Source organism: Sphingomonas alba, from assembly GCF_023516555.1.
Lineage (GTDB): Bacteria > Pseudomonadota > Alphaproteobacteria > Sphingomonadales > Sphingomonadaceae > Sphingomicrobium > Sphingomicrobium album.
On sequence record NZ_JAMGBD010000001.1, the window covers coordinates 61,340 to 84,702 of the forward strand.

The 23,363-nt window shown below is 62.8% G+C and carries 24 protein-coding genes; 20 read left to right on the forward strand and 4 right to left on the reverse strand.

Going from position 1 to position 23,363, the window contains the following annotated elements; translation table 11 throughout:
• The first annotated feature begins 6 nt into the window (after nucleotides 1-6).
• Nucleotides 7-1,116 (forward strand): NAD(P) transhydrogenase subunit alpha, encoded by a 1,110-nt coding sequence (locus tag LZ536_RS00340; protein ID WP_249846330.1) that lies wholly within the window; start codon nucleotides 7-9, stop codon nucleotides 1,114-1,116.
• A gap of 408 nt (nucleotides 1,117-1,524) precedes the next feature.
• On the opposite strand, the gene LZ536_RS00345 is transcribed toward LZ536_RS00340, so the two are convergent.
• Together LZ536_RS00345 and LZ536_RS00350 are read right to left on the reverse strand one after the other, a co-directional pair.
• Nucleotides 1,525-3,756, reverse strand: a complete 2,232-nt coding sequence (locus tag LZ536_RS00345; RefSeq protein WP_249846331.1) for an EAL domain-containing protein — start codon at nucleotides 3,754-3,756, stop codon at nucleotides 1,525-1,527.
• A 136-nt stretch (nucleotides 3,757-3,892) separates the two neighbouring features.
• On the reverse strand, nucleotides 3,893-4,366 hold the full coding sequence (locus LZ536_RS00350; protein ID WP_249846332.1) for a YbaK/EbsC family protein: 474 nt from the start codon (nucleotides 4,364-4,366) through the stop codon (nucleotides 3,893-3,895).
• 205 nt (nucleotides 4,367-4,571) lie between these two features.
• Between LZ536_RS00350 and LZ536_RS00355 the strand changes: the two genes are divergently transcribed.
• The 7 genes from LZ536_RS00355 (at nucleotide 4,572) to LZ536_RS00385 (ending at nucleotide 10,709) form a co-directional block, all read left to right on the forward strand.
• On the forward strand, nucleotides 4,572-4,883 hold the full coding sequence (locus LZ536_RS00355) for an NAD(P) transhydrogenase subunit alpha part 2 (protein ID WP_249846333.1): 312 nt from the start codon (nucleotides 4,572-4,574) through the stop codon (nucleotides 4,881-4,883).
• Complete coding sequence (locus tag LZ536_RS00360; protein ID WP_249846334.1) at nucleotides 4,876-6,285, forward strand: NAD(P)(+) transhydrogenase (Re/Si-specific) subunit beta; 1,410 nt, start codon at nucleotides 4,876-4,878, stop codon at nucleotides 6,283-6,285. The genes LZ536_RS00355 and LZ536_RS00360 overlap by 8 nt, the downstream gene beginning before the upstream one ends.
• 83 nt (nucleotides 6,286-6,368) lie before the next feature.
• Complete coding sequence (locus tag LZ536_RS00365) at nucleotides 6,369-7,085, forward strand: aspartate/glutamate racemase family protein (protein ID WP_249846335.1); 717 nt, start codon at nucleotides 6,369-6,371, stop codon at nucleotides 7,083-7,085.
• A 32-nt stretch (nucleotides 7,086-7,117) separates the two neighbouring features.
• Nucleotides 7,118-9,058, forward strand: coding sequence for an excinuclease ABC subunit UvrC (uvrC, locus tag LZ536_RS00370; RefSeq protein ID WP_249846336.1), 1,941 nt, complete (start codon nucleotides 7,118-7,120; stop codon nucleotides 9,056-9,058).
• Nucleotides 9,055-9,792 (forward strand): DNA repair protein RecO, encoded by a 738-nt coding sequence (gene recO, locus LZ536_RS00375; protein ID WP_249846337.1) that lies wholly within the window; start codon nucleotides 9,055-9,057, stop codon nucleotides 9,790-9,792. The genes uvrC and recO overlap by 4 nt, the downstream gene beginning before the upstream one ends.
• A 36-nt stretch (nucleotides 9,793-9,828) precedes the next feature.
• Complete coding sequence (apaG, locus tag LZ536_RS00380; RefSeq protein WP_249848509.1) at nucleotides 9,829-10,221, forward strand: Co2+/Mg2+ efflux protein ApaG; 393 nt, start codon at nucleotides 9,829-9,831, stop codon at nucleotides 10,219-10,221.
• 92 nt (nucleotides 10,222-10,313) lie between these two features.
• Nucleotides 10,314-10,709, forward strand: a complete 396-nt coding sequence (locus LZ536_RS00385; RefSeq protein ID WP_249846338.1) for a hypothetical protein — start codon at nucleotides 10,314-10,316, stop codon at nucleotides 10,707-10,709.
• Here the strand turns inward: LZ536_RS00385 and LZ536_RS00390 are convergent.
• Entirely contained in the window at nucleotides 10,706-11,302 is a 597-nt protein-coding gene (locus tag LZ536_RS00390) for a CAP domain-containing protein (RefSeq protein ID WP_249846339.1), read from the reverse strand. The two genes, LZ536_RS00385 and LZ536_RS00390, sit on opposite strands and share 4 nt — an antisense overlap.
• Nucleotides 11,303-11,324: 22 nt before the next feature.
• Nucleotides 11,325-11,732 carry a hypothetical protein gene (locus LZ536_RS00395; protein ID WP_249846340.1) on the reverse strand — a complete coding sequence of 136 codons (408 nt, stop codon included), beginning with the start codon at nucleotides 11,730-11,732 and terminating at the stop codon, nucleotides 11,325-11,327.
• Nucleotides 11,733-11,879: 147 nt separating this feature from the next.
• Between LZ536_RS00395 and LZ536_RS00400 the strand changes: the two genes are divergently transcribed.
• The 12 genes from LZ536_RS00400 to LZ536_RS00455 all read left to right on the forward strand — a co-directional run bounded on the left by LZ536_RS00400 (nucleotide 11,880) and on the right by LZ536_RS00455 (nucleotide 23,359).
• Nucleotides 11,880-13,007: a glycosyltransferase family 4 protein gene (locus LZ536_RS00400; protein WP_249846341.1), complete on the forward strand. Its 1,128-nt coding sequence runs from the start codon at nucleotides 11,880-11,882 to the stop codon at nucleotides 13,005-13,007.
• Complete coding sequence (locus tag LZ536_RS00405) at nucleotides 13,007-13,777, forward strand: metallophosphoesterase family protein (protein WP_249846342.1); 771 nt, start codon at nucleotides 13,007-13,009, stop codon at nucleotides 13,775-13,777. The genes LZ536_RS00400 and LZ536_RS00405 overlap by 1 nt, the downstream gene beginning before the upstream one ends.
• Before the next feature lie 113 nt (nucleotides 13,778-13,890).
• Complete coding sequence (locus LZ536_RS00410; RefSeq protein ID WP_249846343.1) at nucleotides 13,891-14,601, forward strand: polysaccharide biosynthesis/export family protein; 711 nt, start codon at nucleotides 13,891-13,893, stop codon at nucleotides 14,599-14,601.
• A gap of 39 nt (nucleotides 14,602-14,640) precedes the next feature.
• On the forward strand, nucleotides 14,641-16,845 hold the full coding sequence (locus LZ536_RS00415; RefSeq protein WP_249846344.1) for a GumC family protein: 2,205 nt from the start codon (nucleotides 14,641-14,643) through the stop codon (nucleotides 16,843-16,845).
• Entirely contained in the window at nucleotides 16,845-18,035 is a 1,191-nt protein-coding gene (locus LZ536_RS00420) for a tetratricopeptide repeat protein (protein ID WP_249846345.1), read from the forward strand. The genes LZ536_RS00415 and LZ536_RS00420 overlap by 1 nt, the downstream gene beginning before the upstream one ends.
• A complete protein-coding gene (locus LZ536_RS00425; protein ID WP_249846346.1) occupies nucleotides 18,032-19,372 on the forward strand; it encodes an O-antigen ligase family protein in 1,341 nt (446 codons plus the stop codon). The genes LZ536_RS00420 and LZ536_RS00425 overlap by 4 nt, the downstream gene beginning before the upstream one ends.
• 60 nt (nucleotides 19,373-19,432) lie before the next feature.
• Complete coding sequence (locus LZ536_RS00430) at nucleotides 19,433-20,107, forward strand: M23 family metallopeptidase (protein WP_249846347.1); 675 nt, start codon at nucleotides 19,433-19,435, stop codon at nucleotides 20,105-20,107.
• 38 nt (nucleotides 20,108-20,145) lie between these two features.
• Nucleotides 20,146-20,709, forward strand: coding sequence for an elongation factor P (efp, locus tag LZ536_RS00435; RefSeq protein WP_249846348.1), 564 nt, complete (start codon nucleotides 20,146-20,148; stop codon nucleotides 20,707-20,709).
• Nucleotides 20,709-21,521 carry an inositol monophosphatase family protein gene (locus LZ536_RS00440; RefSeq protein WP_249846349.1) on the forward strand — a complete coding sequence of 271 codons (813 nt, stop codon included), beginning with the start codon at nucleotides 20,709-20,711 and terminating at the stop codon, nucleotides 21,519-21,521. Before efp ends, LZ536_RS00440 begins: the two co-directional genes overlap by 1 nt.
• Before the next feature lie 121 nt (nucleotides 21,522-21,642).
• The gene (locus LZ536_RS00445; protein WP_249848510.1) at nucleotides 21,643-21,984 is read left to right on the forward strand and encodes an NADH-quinone oxidoreductase subunit A; all 342 of its coding nucleotides are present in this window, start codon (nucleotides 21,643-21,645) and stop codon (nucleotides 21,982-21,984) included.
• Between the two features lie 98 nt (nucleotides 21,985-22,082).
• On the forward strand, nucleotides 22,083-22,556 hold the full coding sequence (locus tag LZ536_RS00450; protein ID WP_431357928.1) for a NuoB/complex I 20 kDa subunit family protein: 474 nt from the start codon (nucleotides 22,083-22,085) through the stop codon (nucleotides 22,554-22,556).
• Nucleotides 22,556-23,359: an NADH-quinone oxidoreductase subunit C gene (locus LZ536_RS00455; RefSeq protein ID WP_249846350.1), complete on the forward strand. Its 804-nt coding sequence runs from the start codon at nucleotides 22,556-22,558 to the stop codon at nucleotides 23,357-23,359. Before LZ536_RS00450 ends, LZ536_RS00455 begins: the two co-directional genes overlap by 1 nt.
• Nucleotides 23,360-23,363 lie beyond the last annotated feature (4 nt).

Here is a 23,363-nt window from a genome sequence, read left to right on the forward strand (position 1 = left end):
GCGGCCATGAAGATCGCGGTCCTTAGAGAAGCGGACGGCGAAACCAGGGTCGCCGCCATTCCCGAGACGGTGAAGAAATTCATCGGCCTCGGAGCTCAAGTCGCCGTCGAATCCGGTGCCGGCGAAAAGGCCGGGATCAGCGATTCCGACTATAAGGACGCGGGCGCCAGCGTCGCCGGCCGAGCCGCGGCGCTGAAGGACGCCGGCATCATCCTCTGCATCGCCGGGCCGGATCCGGCGACTCTGAAAGGCGCGGCCAAGGGCGCCATGCTGGCGGGCGCGCTCGATCCAGCCCACCGCGCGGGCGACATTGCCGCCTACGCCAAGGCGGGGATTGAGCCGCTGGCGATGGAGAAAATGCCGCGGATCACGCGCGCGCAGTCGATGGACATCCTGTCCTCGCAGTCGAACCTTGCCGGTTACAAGGCCGTCGTCGATGCCGCCGCCGTTTATGGCCGGGCCTTGCCGATGATGATGACTGCGGCCGGGACGGTCAGCGCCGCCAAGGTCTTCGTCATGGGAGTCGGCGTGGCTGGCCTTCAGGCAATTGCAACCGCGCGCCGGCTCGGCGCCCAGGTGAGCGCCACCGACGTCCGTTCGGCGACGAAGGAGCAGATCCTTTCGCTCGGCGCCAAGCCGATCTTCGTCGAGGGTGTTGCCGGCATAGAAGGCGAAGGGCAGGGCGGTTACGCAAGCGAGACCAGCCCCGAATACCAAAAAGCGCAGGCTGAGCTGGTATCGGGTCACATCGCCAAGCAGGATATCGTCATCACCACGGCATTGATCCCGGGGCGCCCTGCGCCGCGCCTGATCAGCGACGCGCAGCTGGCCTCCATGCGGCCGGGCAGCGTCATCGTCGATTTGGCTGCTGAGGCAGGCGGGAATGTGGAAGGTACTAGCCCCGGAAAGACCGTCGTTCGCCACGGCGTCACCATCGTCGGCGCGGTCCAGCTGGCGCGCACTTTGCCAGCGGATTCATCCGCGCTCTTCGCCCGCAACCTTTATAATTTCCTCAGCGCGTTCTGGGACAAAGAGGCGGGGAAGGTCGATCTTCCGGCCGATGACGAAATCGGCAAGGCGCTCCGAGTCGCAGTGACTGAAGACGCAGTCGGCTAAGACTGCCTGACCAGGCGGCGGCGCCGCCCGCTTTACCCCAAAAGAAAAGACCGGCCAGTCTTCCTGGGCCGGTCTAATCTATAAAAAACTCAATGGTTTGGGCGGATCAACCGCCGCTGCCGGCGTTGCTCCAGCCACCGCCAAAGAGCCAGCTCCAGAAGCCCTTCACGGGCGGACGCTTCTTCATGGGACAACTCCCCCTTTGTTACGTGCGAATCACGTCGGCACGTCGGGGATATTAACCCTAATGGATATGGTTATCAAACGATTAACTATTTCACCTCAGATCGGGCCGCAAAGCACATGGCCGGTGCCTCAAAGCACAGCGCTGACTCTGCCGCGATCAAGCAACCGCGAACGAGTATTTGTTAACTATTTGGGGAATGGCGCCTATATTGGCGCTTTGACTTAAGCCGCTGTGCGGCGGCGCTCGACGAGCAGGCGACGGACGATCTCTTCGTAGCTCATCGGCCGACCGACGATGAAGCCTTGGGCGATGTCGCATTTCAGCATCGTCAGCTGCTCGAGGCTTTGCGGGTCCTCGACGCCTTCGGCGACGACGGTCCGCCCAAGCGAATGGGCGAGGGCGATCGTCGACTGCACCATGATGAGGTCGCTGCGGTTGTCGCGCATCGATTTGACGAAGCTCTGGTCGATCTTGATCTCGCTCGCGGGAATCTTCTTCAAATACTCCAGCGTCGACAGGCCAGTGCCGTAATCGTCGATGGCAATCTTGACTCCCAACTCACGCAAGCCCGCCAGCAGCTCAATGCCATAGCCGGTGCCCGACACGGCAGCCGTCTCGGTCAGCTCGAGCGTCAGCTTGCCGGGCTCCAGCCCATGCTTGTCGAGGACCGCCGCGACCCTTGCCGGCAGGCGCCGGTCAGTCAGCATGCGTGCTGACAGGTTGACGGCGATTTCGAATTCGATGCCGCGCTTGCCGATGTTTGCCGCGGCCTCGACCGCTTTATCGAGGACGAAGTCGGTCAGCGGCTCGATGCGGTCATGCTGCTCGGCGGCGGAAATGAATTCCACCGGGCTGATCGGGCCCTTTTCAGGGTGAGTCCATCGCGCCAGCGCCTCGGCGCCGATCGTCCGCCGCGTCGCCAGGTCCAGCTTGGGCTGGTAGGCGAGCCAGACCTCCCCATTCTCGATCGCCTTGTCGAGCTGGGACAGGAGGGAAAGCCGCCACGGCACGTCTTCAAGCCGGGCGGGATCGTGGAATTTCCACTTGAGCGATTCCGTGTCGGCATCGTCGGCGGCGACCAGGGCGCTGCCGAGACGGCTCGTCGGCGAGCGGCTGCTGCCAAGCTCGACACCGAAGCTGAGCACGGCATCGATGCTGGTTCCGCCGACCCGGACCGGGCTACGAAACAAGGCGTGCAGCGCATCCAGGTGCGATGCGAAAGGCGTGCCCTTGGGAGCGAACCATGCAAAAATTCCCTCGTCGCCCTGGTAGATGCGGCGATTTTCCTGGCCCAAGGTCAGGCGGGCCACGATTTGTTCGATGAACTGCCGCTCGCCGGCGGCATCGAGTGTCGATGCAATCTCCGCATAATTGTGCACGCGGACTGCGACCAGCGGCAGATCCTTGCCGCTGCTGTCGGCGGCCAGCGCCGCGAGATTGGGTAGGCCCGTCAACGAATTGACCAGGCCCTTCGATCGCGACTGCATCCAGCCAAGCCGGGCGGCGACTGTGCCGACGAGGAAGAGGGCCGGGGTAATGTCGATCCAGATGCGCAGGCTTTCCGTCGCCAGCGGCAATACGAAGATGACGCCCGCGGCGACGGCGAGGACGCTGTGGCGCCGCTTGCGCACAGCCACAACCGTCGCGCCGAGCGCGATCAGCAGTGCCGGCACCCAACCCAAGTCGTGAGAAGCGCCCTTCTTGAGCGTCTCCGCGGCGAGCAGGTGGATGAATACCCCGCCGCGCTTGCCCCGCCCCGGAATGAAATATTGATCGCCGATGCGGGTGGAATTGGTCCCCACCATCACGGTTTTGCCGGCAATTTGCGACCGCTCGACTCGCCCGCTCAGCAGGTCGGCGGCACTGATCCGCGGGACGCTGTTCGGATCCAGCGCGTAATCGATCAGGAACTCGCTGCCGAGAGGACCGCTGACGCCGGCGGCACTTGCCGCCAGCGACGGGAGCGCGCGGCCCCCGACATCGGCGGCATAGGGAACCCGCCACGCGGAGTTTTGCCAATTGTAGCTGACACTGATCGCGGCGAGTTTGGCATGCTTGGCGAACATCGACAGGGGCATGCCGGTGTCCTGCTTGCCGCCCTGGTCCCCGACCCGGTTCTGCACGGCCAGGATGACCTTGCCCGAGCGCGAGATTGCTCGAGCCAATGCGGCGTCCTCCGCCGGTGAACTCGGATTGGCGTAGAGAATGTCCATGACGATTTTCTTGGCGCCGAGCCGATCGATTTCGCTGACGATCTTGGCTTGCTTCGATCGCGCCCATGGCCAGCTACCCACTTCGCGCAAGCTGGCGTCGTCGACATCGACCAGGACGATATCGCCACTCACGGCATGGCTGCGCACACCGTCGCGGGCAATTCGGAGGGCATCTTCCAGCACTTCGCCAAAGCCGATCAGGCCGAAGACGATCGCCGCAAGCACGGGCCACAGAAGCAAGCGCAGCCCCGTGTCCCTTGTGGCTTCAGTCTTCTTTGGCGATGCCGAGCGCATCTCGTCTCCAACGGGAAATGACCCCGCGCGCACCTATGCGCGTGCAAAGGTTAACAACCTGGAAACCCCGTCTTGTTTAACGTCAGGACGCCCCGGGCAACTTGCAGATATCCACCCAGCGGTCGCCGACCAGCTCAAACAGACGGTCCACCGATACCCGCACCGAGGTGTTAAGCGATCCACCGGCCGGATAGACGGTTCCAAGTGGTCGCAGCGAAACGTCCAGATAGATCGGCAGCCCTTCCGGCAGATCGAAGGGACAGACGCCGCCGACGGGGTGGCCGGTAACCTTGTATGTTTCATCAGGCCCCAACATCCGTGGCCTGCCGCCGAGTTCGCTCTTGGCTTTCGTATTGTCGAGGCGGGCGATTCCACTCGTCACAAGCAGGAAGACCTCATCGCCGACGCGTACGGTTAGGGATTTGGCTATTTGTGCAGGTTCGACACCCAGGGCTTCGGCAGCCTCCAGGACCGTCGCGGTGCTGGCTTGGACCTCGATGAACTCAAGATCCGGTGCGTACTTCTGTAGCCAGGCATGGACGGATTCGGCACTCATCTTTGCTGGTCCTCACGCATCGGGGAGATTGCCTCTGTCCTATCGCCCGTATCCTGTGCAATGCTGTGCTTCATGCACCGGGCGCCGCGCAGCAATCGTTCATTTCATCTCTCACCCGTTATGCAGTCTTGGGGGTCACGAAAATTGGTCGTTGATCCCAAGACTTTTGTGACTTTTGCGACCTTAAGAGGCTGATGGGGGGCTAATGGACTTCATCTCAATCCTGTCGATTTTCGTGCTGGCCTGTTTCGTCGGTTATTTCGTCGTCTGGTCGGTAACGCCGGCCCTGCACACGCCGCTGATGAGCGTCACCAACGCCATTTCCTCGGTCATCGTCGTCGGGGCACTGATCGCCTCAGCGGCGGCCGGAAGCCCATATTCGAAGTGGCTTGGGTTGGTCGCGGTCGCGCTAGCGAGCGTCAACATTTTCGGCGGCTTCGCGGTCACGCACCGCATGCTGGCGATGTACAAGAAGAAGGAGCGCCAGGCCCCGCAGGGAGACAAGACTCATGCATGAGGCCGCCGCCATTCCTTCCTGGGTACTGCTAGCCTACCTCGTAGCGGGCGTCTGCTTCATCATGGCGCTACGCGGGCTGTCGAGCCCGGAAAGCAGCCGCCGCGGCAATCGCATGGGCATCATCGGCATGACGATTGCCGTGGCGACAACGCTTGCGACCCACGAAATCGCGACCCTCTGGGAAATCGCCATCGCCATCTTGATTGGCGGAGGCGTCGGGCTGGTTATCGCCCGCCGGATCCAGATGACGGCAATGCCGCAGCTGGTTGCCGCCTTCCACTCGCTGGTGGGCATGGCGGCGGTGCTGGTCGGCGCGGCAGCCTACCTCAACCCTGGCGCCTTCGGCATCCTCGGCCCGGACGGCATTCATCAGGTCAGCCGCATCGAAATGGGGCTTGGCGTCGCCATCGGCGCTATCACCTTCTCTGGTTCTGTCATCGCCTTCCTCAAGCTCAACGGCAATATGAGCGGCAAGCCGATCATCCTGCCGCTACGGCACGTCATCAACCTTGGCACGCTCGTCGCCATCCTCGGCCTGATCGCCTATTTCACGCAGGACCAGGCACCCTGGATCTTCTGGACGGTCACGGCGCTCAGCTTCGCCATCGGCTTCCTGCTGATCATCCCGATCGGCGGCGCCGACATGCCGGTCGTGATCTCGATGCTGAACAGCTATTCCGGCTGGGCGGCGGCGGCGATGGGCTTCACGCTGCACAACAGCGCCATGATCATCACCGGCGCGCTGGTCGGCAGTTCGGGCGCCATCCTCAGCTACATCATGTGCAGGGCCATGAACCGCAGCTTCGTCTCGGTGATCGCAGGGGGCTTTGGCGGCGACGCGGTGGCGGGCGGCGACGCGGTGGCGATTGACCGACCCTACAAACGCGGTTCGGCCGAAGACGCGGCCTTCCTGATGAGCCAGTCGGACCAAGTCATCATCGTCCCGGGCTACGGCATGGCAGTCGCCCAAGCCCAGCATGCGCTGCGCGAGATGGCCGATCTCCTCAAGAAGGCTGGGGTGAAGGTCAAATATGCGATTCACCCGGTCGCCGGCCGAATGCCCGGGCACATGAACGTCCTGCTCGCCGAGGCGAATGTACCCTACGACGAGGTCTTCGAGCTGGAGGACATCAACAATGAGTTCGCGCAGACCGACGTCGCCTTCGTCATTGGCGCCAACGACGTCACCAACCCTGCCGCCAAGACCGACAAGTCGTCACCGATTTACGGCATGCCGGTCCTGGACGTGGAAAAGGCCCGCACCGTCCTGTTCGTGAAAAGATCGATGGGCGGCGTGGGTTACGCCGGTGTCGACAATGAATTATTCTATCGCGACAACACGATGATGCTGCTTGCCGACGCCAAGAAAATGGTGGAGGAAATCAACAAGGCCCTCGGCTAAGCCACGGCCATACAAGCGTTTCTGGGTTAAAGCCCCCAGCCGGATCGCCCCGGTTGGGGCAGAGTCGGGAAGGGGTCGGCAACGTGCGCAAACTGGGAATCATCGGCGGCACCAGCTGGGCGTCGACGGCGCTTTATTATGAGCATCTCAACCGAGGAATCTCCGCTCGCCTCGGCGGTCTCCACAGCGCTCTGCTCTGCATCGAAAGCCTCGACATGGCCCCCTTTGTCGCCATGCAGCAGTCCGGCGACTGGGACGGCGTCGCACATGTCGCCGTCGAAGCCGGCCGCCGTCTCAAGGCGTCGGGCGCGGAGGGCTTGCTGATCGCCTCGAACACCGGCCACAAGGTCGAGGGCGCGATCACGGCGGAAACCGGGCTTCCGGTGCTGCACATCGCCGAAGCCACCGCCGATCGCCTCGTCGCCGACAGCCGGACGCGGGTTGCTTTGCTCGGCACCCGCTTCACCATGACCGAGCCCTACATCCGCGATCGATTTGAATCGCGTGGCATCTCCCTCGCGTCCATCGACGCCAGCTGGACCCGGGAAGTGGACCGCATCATCTATGAGGAGCTCGCCGCCGGCCGCGTCGTCCGCGACAGCCAGCGCAAGCTCAAGACGCTGATCACCGAGCTCGCCAAGCAGAAGGTCCAGGCGATCGTTCTCGGCTGCACCGAGCTGGTGCTCGCGGTCGACACCCGCGCCAATGTCCTGCCGGTCTATGACACGACCGCCATCCACGCGCGCTTCGCCGTCGATTGGATGCTGAGCGAGGAAGAGCAGGCGAGGGCGGCCGCCTAGCGGGAATCCGCTTCGCGCCCTACATCGTCGGAGTGAGCAAAGCCGATCGCCCCGACCAGCCTGGAGCCGCCGAGCGTTTCAACGAAGAGACGGCGACCTATGCGGTGCGCGGCTCAGATGTGCCCGACCTCGAAGCAGGCGTGGCAGCGATCCGCAATGTCCTGAAGACCCTGCCGGTCCGGCCAGGTGTCTATCGCATGCAGGACGCGCGGGGCGACGTACTCTACGTCGGCAAGGCGCGGGCGCTGAAGAACCGCGTCACTAGTTACACGCAAGTCGCCAAGCTGCCGAAGCGCCTGCAGCGCATGGTCGCTCAGACCCGGTCGATGACCATCGTCACGACCCGGACCGAGGCTGAGGCGCTGTTGTTGGAAGCTCAACTGATCAAGCGGTTCCGGCCTGCTTACAACGTCCTGCTGCGCGACGACAAAAGCTTCCCGTTCATACTTCTGCGCGAGGACCACGAATTCCCGCGTGTCCAAAAGCACCGAGGTGCGCGGCGCATCAAGGGGCAGTATTATGGGCCGTTCGCCAGCGCCGGGTCGGTGACGAGAACGCTCAATGCACTGCAGAAACTATTCCTCTTGAGGAGCTGTTCTGACAGCTTTTTCGCCAACCGTTCGCGACCATGCCTGCTTTACCAGATCAAGCGCTGCTCGGCGCCGTGCGTGGACCGCATCGACCGCAAGGATTACGCTGACCTTGTCGCCGATGCGAAGAGCTTCCTCGCGGGCAAATCGACCAACGTGCAGACGCGCCTGTCGAGATCGATGGCGGAAGCGGCCGAGGCACAGGATTACGAACTCGCGGCCGTCTACCGGGACCGACTGAGGGCCCTGACCTACATTCAGGGCAGCCAGACCGTGCACGCCGAGGGGCTTGGAGATGCAGACATCTTTGCTCTCGCCTGCAAAGCCGGGTCGATGTGCATACAGGCCTTCTTCATCCGCGGCGGCCAGAATTGGGGGCACCGGGCTTTCTTCCCGGCGCACACCGCCGACGTGCCTGAAGCAGAGGTCCTGTCGAGCTTTCTCGTCCAGTTCTACGACGACATGCCGCCCCCGCGGCGCATCCTCGTTGATCGCGAACTTGCCGACGGCGAACTCCTGACTGAGGCGCTGACAGCCCGGGCCGAGCGCAAGATCGTCATCGAGCGCCCTCAGCGCGGCGACCGCCGCAAAGTGATGGAGCAGGCTCGCCGCAATGCCGAAGAGGCGCTGGATCGCCGGATGGCCGAAGCGACGACACAGGGTAAACTGCTCCGCGAGCTGGCCGACATGTTCGAGCTGGCTGAGCCGCCGAAGCGGATCGAGGTTTACGATAACAGTCACATCATGGGGACCAACGCCACGGGCGCTATGATCGTCGCCGGCCCGGAGGGCTTCCGCAAGAACAATTACCGCAAGTTCAACATCAAGTCAGGCGTTACTCCCGGCGATGACTTCGGAATGATGCGGGAAGTCCTGCAGCGCCGTTTCGCCCGACTTGAGAAGGATGACCCCGACCGCGCCAGTGGCGAATGGCCTGACCTTCTCCTTATCGACGGGGGCAAAGGACAATTGTCCGCGGTGTGCGATGTCTTGGAGGACGCGGGTGTTCATGACGTGCCGGTGGTCGGTGTCGCCAAGGGCCCACATCATGGCCGCGAGGGTCGGGAGGTGTTCCATCTGCCCGGCGGCCGTGAAATCACCCTGCCGCCAAACTCGGCCCTGCTCTTCTACATCCAGCGTTTACGAGATGAGGCTCACCGTTTCGCGATCGGCACACATCGTCAGAAGCGCGCAAAGAGCCTGACAACGTCGACTCTCGACGACGTTCCCGGCATCGGCCCTAATCGCAAGCGGGCACTGCTCATGCATTTTGGCACCGCTCGGGCGGTGAAGGGCGCCGCGCTTGAAGACCTTGAGCGCGCCCCGGGAATCAGCAGCGCGATGGCGCGCCAGCTCTACGATTTCTTCCATCCGGCGGGATGAGGATCGAGACCCAAGCGATCGTTTGCGCCCTGCTTGTCCACGGCGAGCACGGCGCCATCGTCCGCTTGATGACCCCGCAGGATGGCCTGCAGGCGGCCTATGTCCGCGGTGCTCGCGGACGGAGGATGCGACCGGTGCTTATCCCAGGAAACCAGGTTCAGGCTCGCCTGTCCTCGCGCACCGAGGCGCAGCTTGCACAGGCTGAAATTGAACTGATGCACAGCCGGGGGCCATTGCTCGGCGAGCCATTACCCGCCGCGGCAATCGAATGGGCAACGGCCTTGACCGCAACTGCCTTGCCGGAAGCGCAGCCTTATCCACCTCTCTATCAGGCGTTGGACGGGCTGCTGGCGGCGATCGAGGCCGCACCGGCCGCAAGCGGTTGGGGCTCGGCGCTGGTCCGCTACGAACTGCTCCTTCTCGCCGAACTTGGCTTTGGGCTGGACCTGCAGACTTGCGCAGTGACTGGCTCCAACGATGCGCTAGTCGCCGTCAGCCCCAGGTCGGGGAGAGCGGTCAGCGCTGCCGAAGCCGACCCGTATCGCGACAGGTTGCTGCCCTTGCCCAATTTCCTCCTGGACGGCGGCACGGCATCATGGCCAGAGATCATCGACGGCCTTCGCCTCACCGGCCATTTCCTGACGCGCGATGTATTGACCGACCGAGCCGCGTCATTGCTTGAGGGTCGTGAAAGACTTGTCGACCGCTTGCGCCGCGCCGCCGGAGTGGCATAGCGTTGCAGCATGAGCGGAGGATCCAGCTTCGATACCATGGCGATGCTGTTCCCGCATGTCGCGACTACAGGCGACATCCACGTCCGTGTCGCGGTTTCCTATCTTCCGGAACAAAGCGCGCCGAAAGCCGGGCGCTGGTTTTGGTCCTACCATGTCCGGATCGAGAACGAGGGTGAGCGGTCGGTCCAGCTGTTGTCGCGGCATTGGCATATCCTGGATGGGCGCGGCACCGAGCATGAGGTGAAGGGCGAAGGTGTGGTTGGCGAGATGCCGCTCATCCCGCCGGGCGGTAGTTACGATTATGTATCAGGCTGCCCGCTCGCTACTCCGTCGGGAGCCATGCACGGCAGCTATCGGCTCGTGGATGAAGACGGATCGACCTTCGATGTAACCATCCCGAACTTCCAGTTGCTGAGCCCAGTCGAATAGGATCGCCGCGGCCTCTGCAACTTTGATCCTCCGAATTGGTTTTCCAATTTGGCCCGAGTCACGGCCAGCCAGTTTGTCGAGGAGGGTGTGAGATGACGAAGCCCAGCTTTGCCGTAGCGCTAGCAGGTACTGCCATGTTGATTGCGCCAGTCGCAGCTCAGGCGCAGTGGGTGCCGGGATCCGAAATTGTCGGCCAGACGCTGCAGGTACAGAAGAATGGCGTCACTAACAGCGTGTTCCTTGGGCCAGGCGGCCAGGCGCAGATCACGACGCCTGGCGGGTCGGTCATCCCGGCGTCCTGGACGGCGGCCAACGGCCAATTGTGCCTGAACACGGGCGCAGCGCAGGAATGTTGGGGTTATGCAAACGCCTTCCAAGCTGGCCAGCCCATGACCTTGACCAGCAATTGCGGTACGGCCTCATGGCTTGCCAATTCGACCAACGCTCCGCCGCCGCCAGTACAGCAACCTGCGGGCGAAAGGGGTTAGGGTACCCTGCGCCCATCGATGTTTCCGGCAGGCGCATACCGGCAGACAAGGAAATCGGCGTGGGCATTGCTTGCAACCGCGCAGCCGACCCGCGTGGTCGTAGGCCAGATCATCTGGCTGTAATGGCCGACGTCAGCCCAGTTGCCGGTCGTGCTGACGGAAGGAAATAGACCGCGCCGGAAGTAGCGCTTCTCCGCGGACCAACTCCCCATCATCTGTGAGAGGGCATAGTGCCCGCGCGTCCCCATCCAGAGATTTTCGCCCTGTCCGGGACGCGACTGTCGCGGCGAGTGGCGCAGAACTCCGGAGGCAGCCAATTGTCCGGCATACAAAGCGGCGGCCTGAGCCAGGCTTGGATCCCAGCTTATCGGCAGGGCACCGACCGGCGATCGTTCACGATTGTGGGCAGCGATAGCCTCCGCGGAAATCTCGATCGGTCGAGCCGGTACGGGAGCACGCTGAACCAGCGACGGCTCGGCCACGCAGCTGCTGACTGCCACGACCGCGATGAGCATCGGAGTGCACATCAAGCGAAAACGCGGAACGGGGATTCCCGCTCCCCAGATATGAAAATGGCCGCCAGCGGCGGCCATGATCAATTGGCCTCGACAGTCCTTAGTCGGGACTGGCCGGCGAATGGCTGTCGTGGTTCTGGCTGGCGATCAGCGCGGCAAGCGCGGCGATGCCGAGAAGGCCCAGAATCACCGGCGAGATACCAAATCCATAGTGAGCCGGAGGCGGCACAGCCTCAGCCGCAGGCGGGGGCGGTGGCACGTCCGTCGCGGGAAGTACGCAGCCAGTCTGGCCCTGGACCGCTGTCGAACCCGCCGCCGCGGCGGCGGAGGCCGCTTCGGTGCAAACCGCCTGAGCAGATGCCTGCGTGCCAAATACGCTGACCGCCACGAGGGGGCTAATCGATTGAACGGGAGCCGCAGTGGCGGCGGCAGCCATGGTCGGGCTCGCGCATAGGGCGATAGCCACGGCAATTCCGACACCGGACTTGAAACGCGCCAGCTGCATCATGGTCTCCTACGCCTAGTCGGGCCTATACATAGGTCACCGCTCATTGTTAAGGGTGCACGAATAACTTTCGTTAAACGGTCAACCCGGTGCGAAGTTGCGCAGAAAATTGGGCCAACCGACTGAATGCCGGCCATGTGTGGAGAAAATGTGACTCTCACCCACCGACCGGCCTCACCGATCGCCGTTATCGCCGCCAATAGCGCTTGGAATATCGCCAATTTCCGGGCTCCACTGATCACGGCTCTCCGCAACGACGGTTGGCATGTCGTCGCACTTGCACCCGGAGACGGCAGCATCGCCGCGCTTGAAACACTTGGCGCAGAGTTCGTGCCAATCGGAATCGAGAGCTCGGGTACCTCTCCAGTCGGAGACGCGCGACTGCTGGCCAGCTATTTGCGGGTTCTACGACGACTGCGTCCGAAGCTATTCCTGGGCTTCACCATCAAGCCGAACGTCTATGGATCGATTGCCGCGCACCTGCTCGGGATCAGGGTCGTCAATAATATTAGCGGGCTGGGAACCGCATTCATGAAACCTGGCCCCCTCAACTGGCTGGTCACGAGGCTCTACAAGCTGTCGCTCCGCGGTTCGGTGCGTGTCTTCTTTCAGAACCCCCATGACCGTGATCTTTTCGTATCCGGCGGGCTCGTCCAGGCGGATCAGGCGACGGTGATTCCAGGTTCGGGCATCGATCTTGAACGGTTCAAGCCGCCTTCCCGGGCGCGCCAGCAGAACCTTCCATTCCGTTTTCTGTTCATCGGCCGACTACTCCGCGACAAGGGCCTCGTCGAATATGCCGAGGCTGCGCGGCTGCTTCGTCCTTCCTGGCCGAATGTCGAGTTCGCGGTGCTCGGGTTTGCGGGTAGTGATAATCCGTCCGCGGTTCCCATGTCGGAGGTCAGGCGTTGGGAGGGCGAGAATTTGGTGTCCTACCTTGGAGAAACCGACGACGTGCGTCCTTTGATCACTGACAGCGACTGCATTGTCCTGCCTTCCTATCGAGAGGGCCTGCCGCGCTCGCTGCTGGAGGCGGCGGCGATGGCCCGGCCGATGATCGCAACAGACGTTCCAGGATGCCGCGATGTTGTCGTGAACGGTGAGAATGGTTTCCTGTGTGAGCCGCGCTCAGCATCGTCGTTGGCTTCGGCAATGGAGGCCATGCTTCGCCTCGGTCCAGACGAGCGTCAGGCCTGGGGCCTCAAGGCTAGAACAATGGTTGAATCGAAATTCGATCAGCAATTGGTTGTTGATGCCTATTTGCAGGCAGCGAATTGATGTTTGCTCGCTTCTTCGGCGGGCGGGCCAAAGCTTCGCAGCCGCATGTACCGGCGGGCTACCGAGTATACGCGATCGGCGATGTTCACGGCCGCGACGACCTGCTCGAGCAACTGCTCGCTCGTATAGAGGAAGATCACGCGGCGCGGGGCCATGCTCGCCCGGTCATCGTCTTCCTCGGCGACCTTATAGATCGTGGCCCGGCCTCATCCGGAGTAATTGAGCGCCTGCGGACCTATCGGCCTGCCCAGGGACGGCTCGTGTTTCTTTCCGGTAATCATGAGGAAGTCCTGCTCCGGATCATCGACGGCGAGGCGCGGCTGGTGCCCGACTGGCTGCGCTTTGGCGGTGCGGAATGCCTTCGCAGTTACGACGTCGATGCAGAACGTGTGCGGGTGATGTCGCCGGCGCGAGCGATCGCGACAGTCAGGGAGGCAATTCCGGCGGCGCACATCGAGTTCATTCGGTCGTTCGAAGACACGTTTCGGGCCGGCGACTACTTGTTCGTACATGCCGGATTACGTCCCGGCATACCGCTGGAAGAGCAGGCGCGAACCGACTTACGATGGATCCGGGAGCCTTTCCTCGGCGATCGCGCTGACCATGGATTCATCGTCGTTCACGGGCATACGGTGCGCGAGGAGATTGAGGAAATGCCGAACCGGATCGGCATCGACACGGGCGCCTACCGATATGGCGTCCTTACTGCCATCGCCCTTGAGGCGGACAAACGCTGGTTCATTCAAGCCAGCTTGCAGCCCGAAAATTGATGGGCCCTCAAATGGAACTGTGCAATTCCATCCGCATTGGATGCAGTTAGTGGCCAGTCTGGATAGGTCTTGCTAAGGGGCTGCCGGCTGCATTCCGGGTTAGGAGCGTCACTTTGTCTGAATTGCAGTTCTCCAAGGGCGTCGCCCGCGCTTTCATCATCGTCGCGGCGGCCATCGGCCTTGTGTCCTGCGCGGACAGCCGGGGCGGACCGATCCCATATAATGTCCAGACTTTCGGGCTTCCCGACGCACCCAAGGTCGTGCCGCTGGAAGAAAATTACCGCATCGCACCGCTGGACGTCATCAGTGTACGCGTCTTCAAGATGGCGGATCTCACCGGTGATTACGAAGTCGATCTCACTGGCAAGATATCCATGCCACTGATCGGTGAGGTATCCGCCATCGATTTGACCACCGCTCAGCTCGATCAGCGCCTGACAGCCAAGCTTGGCGAGAAATACCTCGAGAATCCGGACGTCAGCGTAGGCATCAAGTCGTCCACTCGCCGCAGCGTCACAGTGGACGGCTCGGTCGGCAAGTCAGGAACCTATGCCATCAACGGCCCGACCACACTGATCCAGGCAATCGCCGGTGCGGGCGGTGTCAGCGAAAACGGCAATCCGCGTCGCGTTGCTATCTTCCGCCAGATCAGCGGGCAGCGGCAAGCGGCCGCATTCGATCTCACCAGCATCCGCCGCGGCGAGGCCCCGGATCCGCCAATCTATGCGGGTGACATCATTGTCGTCGACGGCTCGGCGACGAAGGCAGCGCAGCGCCAGATTCTGAACGCGCTGCCCATCCTGTCGCTTTTCCAGCCGTTCTAGCGAGGCAAGGCAGAATGATGCGTCGATCAGGAATGGCCCATGGGTAACGATGTTGCCCTGACGCCCGGCGAGCGCCAGGCGCTCGTCGACCCGTTCTCGCCGACCCGCGGTCATGGCCTGCACTGGCAGCCGGCGCAGTCGGAGCGTTCGCTCGATTTCGCATCCATTGTCAGGATTCTGCGGGAACATCGTTGGTTGATTCTCGGCGCCGTTGTTGCCGGCCTGGTCTTCGCCGTGATCGTGACCCTGATGACCAAGCCGCTCTACCGGGCGGACGTTATCCTTGAAGTGAATCCGCCCAACGTCGAGGTAATGGACGAGAACAAGCGGGAGAACGCCGGTCCGTCCACCGATAGCTGGGACATCCTCAACACCCAGGTGGGGTTGATCCGAAGCCGAAGCCTGGCCGAGCGCGTTGCCCAGGACCTCAACCTCGCCGCCGATCCCAACGTCGTCGGCACCCAGGGAGACGCCGCGACGCGGATGAAGATCGCCGCCACGGTTGTCCAAAGCGGCCTGAAAGTGGAAGTCCCGGAGAGTGGGCAATTGGTCAGTTACAGCTATGTGTCGCCGTCGCCTCAGTTGGCCGCACGGATCGCCAACGGAATTGCCGACAGCTTCATCGATTCCGGGTTACAGCGACGGTACGATGCATCCGCCTATGCACGGCGATTCCTGCAGCAACAGATCGCCAAGACTCGTGGCGATCTCGAGAAGTCCGAGCGTGAACTGGTCGCCTATGCCCAGGCGGAGGGTATTATCAACACGGCGACTGGCGAGCCTGGCTCAGCTGGCGGCGATGCCTCGTCGCTTCAGGGCGAATCCCTTGTCAGCCTGAACAAGGCACTCGCGGATGCGACGGCTCGGCGCGTCTTGGCCGAGGGCAACTATCGACAGGCGCAAATCGCGGGCGCCGCCGACGCCGCGCAGGATACGAGCGCCCTTCGCCAGGCACGCGCCTCGCTCGAGGCCGAATACCAGGAGAAGAGAACGCTGATGAAGCCGGATCATCCGGATATGCTCAGCCTTCGCTCCCGCATCGACGAGCTTGACCGACAGATTGCGCGTGAGGGCGGGGTCGCCGCGGGTGGACGTGCCAATACGCTTCTTGCCGAGTATCGCGCCGCCGCGTCCGCCGAGCGGGCGCTCCAGGGCAGGGTCGCTTCGCTCAAGGGCTCAGTGCTCGATCTGCGCGGCCGCAGCATTCGCTACAACATTTTGCAACGCGACGTGGACACCAACCGGGGTCTCTATGACGCGCTGCTGCAGCGCTATAAGCAGATTGGCGTCGCCGGCGGCGTTGGCGCATCCCCCGTTTCAATCGTCGACCGGGCTGAAGTTCCACCTGGGCCATTCAAGCCCAACCTTCTCTACAACCTTTTGGCGGGACTGGGGCTCGGCCTGCTTGCGGGGGTCGCGGGAGCCCTCGGCCTCGAATTCCTCCACGACACCATCAAGACCCGCGAGGATGTCCGCTCCAAGCTTGACCTCGCCTGCCTCGGCGTCGTCCCGCGCCAGCGCGGCAAGGGCAGCGTTGTCGAGGACCTCAAGGATCCCGCCTCACCGGTCTCGGAAGCCTATTCCGCGATCTTGGCCGCACTTCGGTTCAGTACGGAGCATGGTGCTCCGAAATCGATGCTCATTACGAGTACCGAGCCCGCTGAGGGCAAGTCTTCTTCGGCCTTCGCACTTGCGCAGAATTACTCTCGCCGCGGCGAATCTGTCTTGCTGATCGATGCCGACCTGCGGCGCCCAGCGTTCCGTGGTGCTTCCGATCGCCAGGGCCTGACCAAATTGCTCACCAACGATGAGCCGGTCCGTGGCCATATCCTTGAGACCCAGTTCGAGAATCTCTGGCTGCTGCCGTGCGGGCCGACTCCACCCAACCCAGCGGACCTCCTTGCAACCGGCAGGTTCAAGGAAGTCTTGCGCGAGGCCAGCGAGCACTTCGATCGGATCGTCATTGATGGGCCGCCGGTCATAGGCCTCGCGGATGCGACGCTGCTCGCGGCCGTCGTGGGCGATGTCATGATGGTCGTTGAATCCGGCAGGACGAAAACTCGCGCCGCGCGTGACGCGGCCGATCGGGTGCAGGCATCAGGCGCCAAGATCGTCGGCGTCGCACTCACAAAGTCGACGGACGAAGGCAGCCACTACGGTTATCGTTCCTATCGTTACGGCTACAAGCGTATCGATGAGCCGAAGAACGAGATCGTCATGATCTCGCACCAGCCGGAGAGTTGATGGCGGCGCGGGGGGGCAGAAAGCCAAGGGGCGCGGCGGCAATCGCCGCAGTAGCGGTGTGTGCAGCCTTATTGTCCTTCCAGATTATCAGAAATGCCGCCGCCGCTGAGCATGAGCGGTATCCCGCTCTGGCTCAGAAGCTATGGCCTTCGCATCCTGCCGTTGTGACGGACCGGGTTCTATTCGATATCGCCGTGGCCGCTGCACATGGTCGACTCCCCCCTGCAAGTGTCATTGAAGACGCTCGGCAAATTGCGACCCGCGCACCTTTGTCGCCAGATCCGTTCGTTATCCGTGGTGCGATCGCTGAAACCCAGGGACGAGGAGCCGTCTCCGAAACATTCCTGACTGAAGCGCGGTCCCGCGATCCCCGCTCGCGCGCTTCCCGCTTCCTGTTGGCAGATCGCTATTTCCGCACGGGTCGAATGACCCAGGGACTGATTGAAATGCAGGTGCTCGTCGGCCTGCAGTCGCGAGGCCTTGAGGCCTTCCTTCCGGCGTTGGTGGCTTATGCAAAAACACCGGGCGCCATACCGCAGATGCGCGATTATTTCCGGTTGCGGCCGCAAACCGAAGCGCCGGTACTGTCCATTCTGGCAGTCGATCCCGCCAATGCTGACCTGGTGATGGCACTGGCAACCAATCTTCGCCGCCCCGAGCCCGACTGGCGCGAAACCCTTCTAACCCGCCTCACTGCGACGGGCCAATATGCGAAGGCCTATGTGAGTTGGAGCCGCTTGACGGGAGTTCCGATGCGCTCCGGGTTGTACAATGCGGCTTTCGCGAAATTGCCGGCGCCTGCACCATTCAATTGGAGCTACGCGGAAACGCCCGAGGGCGTGGCCGAAGCCGACGGCAAAGGCGGGCTCGACCTTCTCTATTACGGCCGCGCCCCTGCAACTCTTGTTCACCAGATCATGCTGCTGCGTCCAGCGACCTACAAACTGGCGATGAAAGTAAACGTGGATAGCGGCGATGCGACAGCAATACGCTGGGCGGTTCGGTGTTTGCCGGGTGAGACGGCCCTCGCCGAAGTTCCTTTAAAGCCCGGTCCGGTTGAGGTGATATTTGCCGTTCCGGAAACCTGCCTGGCGGCAAGGCTCGAACTCGCGGGCGTTGCCGGAGATGTTCCGCGAACGACGGAAGTGATCATTTCTGGTCTGCGTCTGGATGCTGAGGCTCCGCGGTGAGCAGGCTGAAGTTCGCCATTCTTCCGTCCTACCTTTTCCTCTGCCTCCTGCTCGGCGGCAGTTCTCGCGGCGTTTGGGCAAACGCCTTGTTGCAGCTCTCGGCAGTCGGTCTCCTTGTTTGGGCTTTCTTGTCGCGCGATCCGCCTGCAATTCAGCCTGCTGGCCGGCGTCTGTTGCTTATCGTCGCGGTTCTCGGAGCGCTGTTCGCCATTCAGCTGGTTCCGATGCCGCCGGACTTATGGACGAAGATCCCGGGACGCGAACTCGTCGCGCGTGGGTTCGACCTCCTCGGAATGCAGCAACCGTGGATGCCTTTGAGCCTGTCGCCTTATGATACCATCGCTGCCGCGCTGACCCTGCTGCCCCCGTTGTCCCTTCTTATTGCCATGCTGCGATTACGCGCCTGGCGGGCAGAAACGATGTTCATGGCGTTACTGGCTGGAGCCGCGACTTCGATTTTGCTGGGCCTCCTCCAGGTCCGAAGCGGCACCGAATGGTACTTCTATGAGGTGACCAACCTCGGTGTCGCTGTGGGTGCCTTCGCCAACGCCAATCATTTTGCGACATTGCTGCTTGTCGCCATCCCGATATTCAGCGCAGTCGCTATTGGCAGATGGCGCGCCGCCAAGGACCGCCAACAACGATCGGCGATTTTTCTCGTCTCAGCTGCGGCCGCCGCAGTGCTGCTGGTCGGCATTCTCATGTGCCAATCTGCAGCCTTCCTCCTGCTGGGCCCGCCCGTTCTGGCGGCAACCATCTTGATTCCAATGCGCCTCGGCAAGACCCGCATTCGCCAAGGATTTCTGGCCATCTTCGCTTTGATTGTAATCGCTGCAGGTACTTTGGTCGTCGCGGGCGACCGGCTGCCTGGATGGGGAACCAGTGCGTCGGTCGAGACTCGGAAACAGTTTTGGGCGACGAGCGCGGCCGCAGTCCAAGGTCAGGCGCTGACAGGCTGGGGATTCGGCACTTTCCAGGAAGCTTATCGTCGCTACGAAGATGCCGGGTCAGTTGACCGTTTTTACGTCAACCATGCCCATAATGACTATCTTGAGATCGCTGTCGAAGGCGGCGTTCCGGCACTCTTGCTGGTCGTGGCCTTCCTCATCTGGTGGGCAAATCGTTCCCGCGAAGCGTGGATGTCATCGGGCGCAACTATCGAACAGAAAGCGGCTTCGATCGCTTCGGCGGCAATCCTGCTACATAGCCTGTTCGATTTCCCGTTGCGGACTTCGGCGATCACTGCGGTCCTTGCCGTGTGCCTTGCCCTCCTGGCCGGAGCCCGGGGAACGATCCGCTCTGCCGATGTCGAAAAGCCAAGGCACGCAACTCTCTGAGAGTTCGGGCGCGGAAACCGCCGGCCCGATCCATCGTTCAGCCTCAAGCGGTGAATTTGGATGGAGTGTGTCGCGGATGACGAAGCTGCCGTTCATGAGGGTGTTCCAGGCCTGATGGTCAGGACGCTTGGCACAATCCTGGTCACGGCGGTGCTGACCAGCGCCTTCTGGATCTTCTATTATAATGTCAGCAACGCGCCGCTGGTCGCACTTGCGGGTGAGAAAACGACGGTCGATCCTGCGAAAGAGCCCCCGGTCACAATCGCCGAGGGAGTGACCGTCGGCCCGGCCGGCCTCGCGCTTCCGGTCGTCGGCGTGAAGCCGGGCGAGCTAACCGACACATACACCCAGGCGCGGGCCGGCGGCGCCCGTAGCCACGACGCGATCGACATCATGGCCCCCGAAGGCCGGCCGGTCGTTTCAGCTGCACCAGGAACTGTTGAGAAGCTGTTCTTCAGCAACGGCGGCGGCGGTACGACCGTCTATGTCCGCTCCGAAGACCGCCGCTGGATGTATTATTATGCTCACCTCAGCGCGTACGCGCCCGGCCTTCATGAGGGGCAGCACCTGCTGCGCGGTGCCCCAGTGGGTTTCGTAGGTCATTCCGGCAACGCCAATCCCGATGGCCCGCATCTGCATTTCGCCATCAACCGGATGGAGCCGGGCGAGCGCTGGTGGCAGGGGACAGCGATCAATCCCTATCCGCTCCTTGCCGCCAAACCGGTCAGCCGCTAAGGCCGCGCCGGCTTTTTCTCACATTCCATAGGTTTCCAATGAAGATCAGCGGCGTGGACATCCGTCCCGGCAACATCATCGAATATGAAGGCGGCATCTGGCGGGCGGTGAAGATCCAGCACACGCAGCCGGGCAAGGGCGGCGCCTATATGCAGGTCGAGCTCAAGAATCTGATCGACGGCCGCAAGAACAACGTCCGTTTCCGTTCCGCCGAGACGGTTGAGCGCATCCGTCTCGACACCAAGGACTTCCAGTTCCTCTACCATGATGGCGACATGCTCGTGTTCATGGACAAGGAAACCTACGAGCAGGTCTCGCTTCCCGAAGATCTGATCGGCGAACCCGCCGCCTTCCTTCAGGACGGCATGGACGTCATCATGGAGCTTCACGAGGAGCGTCCGATCTCGGTCCAGCTTCCCGACACGATCGAAGCGACCATCGTCGAGGCGGATGCCGTCGTGAAGGGCCAGACTGCAAGCTCGTCCTACAAGCCGGCCATGCTCGACAATGGCGTTCGCGTCATGGTGCCGCCGCACATCACCAGCGGCACGCGCATCGTCGTGGACGTCTACGAAAAAACCTACGTCCGCCGCGCCGACTAATGGTCTCCCACTCCGGCCTCATCACCGTCATGCAGCGCGCCGTCCGCAAGGCGGCGCCGCGCCTTCGCCGCGACTTCGGCGAGGTCGAGCAGCTACAGGTGTCGAAGAAGGGGCCGGGCGACTTCGTCTCGATGGCGGACAAGCGCGCCGAGGCGACAATCGTCGAGGAATTGCGAAATGCGCGGCCGGATTGGGGCCTGCTGCTGGAAGAAGGCGGCGAGGTTGCCGGCGATCCGAACAAGCCGCGCTGGATCGTCGATCCGATCGACGGCACGACCAACTTCCTGCACGGCATCCCGCACTTCGCTGTCTCGATCGCGGTCGAGGAGAGGAAGCCCGATGGCCGCGGCGAGATCAGCCATGGCATGGTCTACCAGCCGCTGACGGACGAGACCTATTGGGCGGAAAAGGGCAGGGGCGCCTGGCTTCAGGACCGCCGCCTGCGCGTCTCCTCGCGGCGCTATCTCGACGAGGCCTTGATCGGCACCGGCATGCCGCACCTTGGCCGCGGCAAAAGCGAGAGCTGGGCGAAGATCTACAACGCCATCGCGCCGGAAGTTGCGGGTGTCCGCCGCTTCGGTGCCGCGACGCTCGACCTTGCCTGGGTCGCCGCCGGCCGCATCGACGGATTCTGGGAAGACGACCTCGACCCCTGGGACACGGCGGCGGGCCTTATCCTCGTCAAGGAAGCGGGCGGCTTCATCACCGATTACCGCGGTTCCGACCGCAGCTTCGAACGCCGCGAATATCTCGCGGCCAACGGCGAATTGCACAGCAAATTGCACAAGCTGGTGGCAGGCGCCCTGAGATAGGGCCAATTCGCCCTTTCAGGTGGTTGCGAGCCTCACTTCCCTGTCCTAAAGCCCCGCCATCTTTCGCCCCGTTGGGAGTTCTCCTTTGGCCAGCGTTGCCGCCGGATACCTGCCGATCCTCATGTTCATCGCCATCGCATTGGCGTTGTCGACGGCGTTCGTCGTGTTGCCCATGCTGGTCAGTCGGTTGACGGGCACGCACCGGCCTGACCCGGCGAAGCTTGCCGAATATGAATGCGGCTTCCCGGCGTTCGAGGACAGCCGCAGCCAGTTCGACGTCCGCTTCTACCTGGTCGCCATCCTCTTCATCGTCTTCGACCTTGAGGCGGCGTTCCTGTTCCCGTGGGCGGTGTCGCTCAAGGAAACCGGTTGGACCGGCTGGATCGCCATGGTCGTGTTCCTCGCCGAACTCGCGCTTGGCCTTGCCTATGCCTGGAAGAAGGGTGCGCTCGAATGGGAGTGATGCTGGATCCCAAGGCGAATCCGGCGCCGACAGAGGAGGAGCTCGCCCGCGCCGCCGGCCTCGTGCCCGGCGGGCCGGAGATGCAGCGCTTCGAGGAGATGCGCCGCGAGCTCGATGAAAAGGGCTTCCTGGTCACGACCACCGAGGATCTTTTCACCTGGGCGCGCACCGGCTCGCTTTGGTGGATGACCTTCGGCCTTGCCTGCTGCGCGGTCGAGATGATCCACGTCAACATGCCGCGCTACGACCTGGAGCGTTTCGGGGCCGCGCCGCGCGCATCGCCGCGCCAGTCGGACGTGATGATCGTCGCCGGCACGCTCTGCAACAAGATGGCCCCGGCGCTGCGGACGGTTTACGACCAGATGTCGGAACCGCGCTACGTCATCTCCATGGGCAGCTGCGCCAATGGCGGCGGCTACTATCATTACAGCTATTCGGTGGTTCGCGGCTGCGACCGCATTGTGCCCGTCGACATCTATGTCCCCGGCTGCCCGCCGACCGCCGAAGCCCTGCTCTACGGCATCATGCAGCTTCAGCGGAAAATCCGCCGCGAAGGGACGATCGAGCGCTGATGGCCGTCTCCCTCGCCAACCATGTCCCGACCTATGCGGACGAGCCGGCATCGCTGGCGAACCTTTCGCGCGCCCGTCGTCATGAGGGCGTCGAAACGGCGTTCGACGTAGACCGCGACGATTTGGTCGAGGTCATGCGCTCGCTCCGCGATGAGCATGAGTATCAGCAGCTCATGGAGATTGCCGGGGTCGACTACCCTGAGCGTCCGGAGCGGTTCGAGGTGGTCTACTGCCTCCTGTCGCTGACCAAGAACCACCGCCTGCACATCCACGTCTCGACCGACGAGAAGACGCCGGTGCCGAGCGTCACTGGCCTGTGGCCGGTCGCCGGCTGGCTGGAGCGCGAAGTTTACGACATGTACGGCGTCGGCTTCGCCGGCAATCCGGACCTGCGCCGCATCCTCACAGATTACGGTTTCGAGGGCTTCCCTCAGCGCAAGGACTTCCCGCTGACGGGCTATGTCGAGCTGCGTTACTCGGAGGCCGAGAAGCGTGTCGTCTATGAACCCGTGAGCCTGGCCCAGGACTTCCGCACCTTCGACTTCCTGATGCCGTGGGAAGGCGCGGAATATCGCTTGCCGGGCGACGAGAAGGCGACCCCGGAAGAACCGGGCGCGCCGTCGCCGGTTAAGGCGAACGTGGGGGCTAGGACGCCCAACTCGAAGACGCCGGCGGAGACGCCGAAGACCACCGAGAAGCCCGCTGACACTGGTGCGGGCGCAGAGGCCAACAAGGCGGCCGCGAAGAAGAGCAAGGCCGCGCCCAAGGCTAAGGCGCCGACGAAGCCGAGGGCCAAGAAATGACCCA

Excerpts from the sequence above, each read along its gene's own strand:
- LZ536_RS00420 (WP_249846345.1), top strand. The coding sequence starts at position 16,845 with ATGGCGGCGCGGGGGGGCAGAAAGCCAAGGGGCGCGGCGGCAATCGCC.
- LZ536_RS00360 (WP_249846334.1), top strand. The coding sequence starts at position 4,876 with ATGCATGAGGCCGCCGCCATTCCTTCCTGGGTACTGCTAGCCTACCTC.
- LZ536_RS00440 (WP_249846349.1), top strand. The coding sequence starts at position 20,709 with ATGGTCTCCCACTCCGGCCTCATCACCGTCATGCAGCGCGCCGTCCGC.
- LZ536_RS00350 (WP_249846332.1), bottom strand. The coding sequence starts at position 4,366 with ATGAGTGCCGAATCCGTCCATGCCTGGCTACAGAAGTACGCACCGGAT.
- LZ536_RS00385 (WP_249846338.1), top strand. The coding sequence starts at position 10,314 with ATGACGAAGCCCAGCTTTGCCGTAGCGCTAGCAGGTACTGCCATGTTG.
- LZ536_RS00390 (WP_249846339.1), bottom strand. The coding sequence starts at position 11,302 with ATGGCCGCCGCTGGCGGCCATTTTCATATCTGGGGAGCGGGAATCCCC.
- recO (WP_249846337.1), top strand. The coding sequence starts at position 9,055 with ATGAGGATCGAGACCCAAGCGATCGTTTGCGCCCTGCTTGTCCACGGC.
- LZ536_RS00445 (WP_249848510.1), top strand. The coding sequence starts at position 21,643 with ATGTTCATCGCCATCGCATTGGCGTTGTCGACGGCGTTCGTCGTGTTG.
- LZ536_RS00405 (WP_249846342.1), top strand. The coding sequence starts at position 13,007 with ATGTTTGCTCGCTTCTTCGGCGGGCGGGCCAAAGCTTCGCAGCCGCAT.
- LZ536_RS00340 (WP_249846330.1), top strand. The coding sequence starts at position 7 with ATGAAGATCGCGGTCCTTAGAGAAGCGGACGGCGAAACCAGGGTCGCC.
- LZ536_RS00450 (WP_431357928.1), top strand. The coding sequence starts at position 22,083 with ATGCGCCGCGAGCTCGATGAAAAGGGCTTCCTGGTCACGACCACCGAG.
- efp (WP_249846348.1), top strand. The coding sequence starts at position 20,146 with ATGAAGATCAGCGGCGTGGACATCCGTCCCGGCAACATCATCGAATAT.
- LZ536_RS00355 (WP_249846333.1), top strand. The coding sequence starts at position 4,572 with ATGGACTTCATCTCAATCCTGTCGATTTTCGTGCTGGCCTGTTTCGTC.
- LZ536_RS00455 (WP_249846350.1), top strand. The coding sequence starts at position 22,556 with ATGGCCGTCTCCCTCGCCAACCATGTCCCGACCTATGCGGACGAGCCG.
- LZ536_RS00430 (WP_249846347.1), top strand. The coding sequence starts at position 19,433 with ATGGAGTGTGTCGCGGATGACGAAGCTGCCGTTCATGAGGGTGTTCCA.
- LZ536_RS00415 (WP_249846344.1), top strand. The coding sequence starts at position 14,641 with ATGGGTAACGATGTTGCCCTGACGCCCGGCGAGCGCCAGGCGCTCGTC.
- LZ536_RS00395 (WP_249846340.1), bottom strand. The coding sequence starts at position 11,732 with ATGATGCAGCTGGCGCGTTTCAAGTCCGGTGTCGGAATTGCCGTGGCT.
- apaG (WP_249848509.1), top strand. The coding sequence starts at position 9,829 with ATGGCGATGCTGTTCCCGCATGTCGCGACTACAGGCGACATCCACGTC.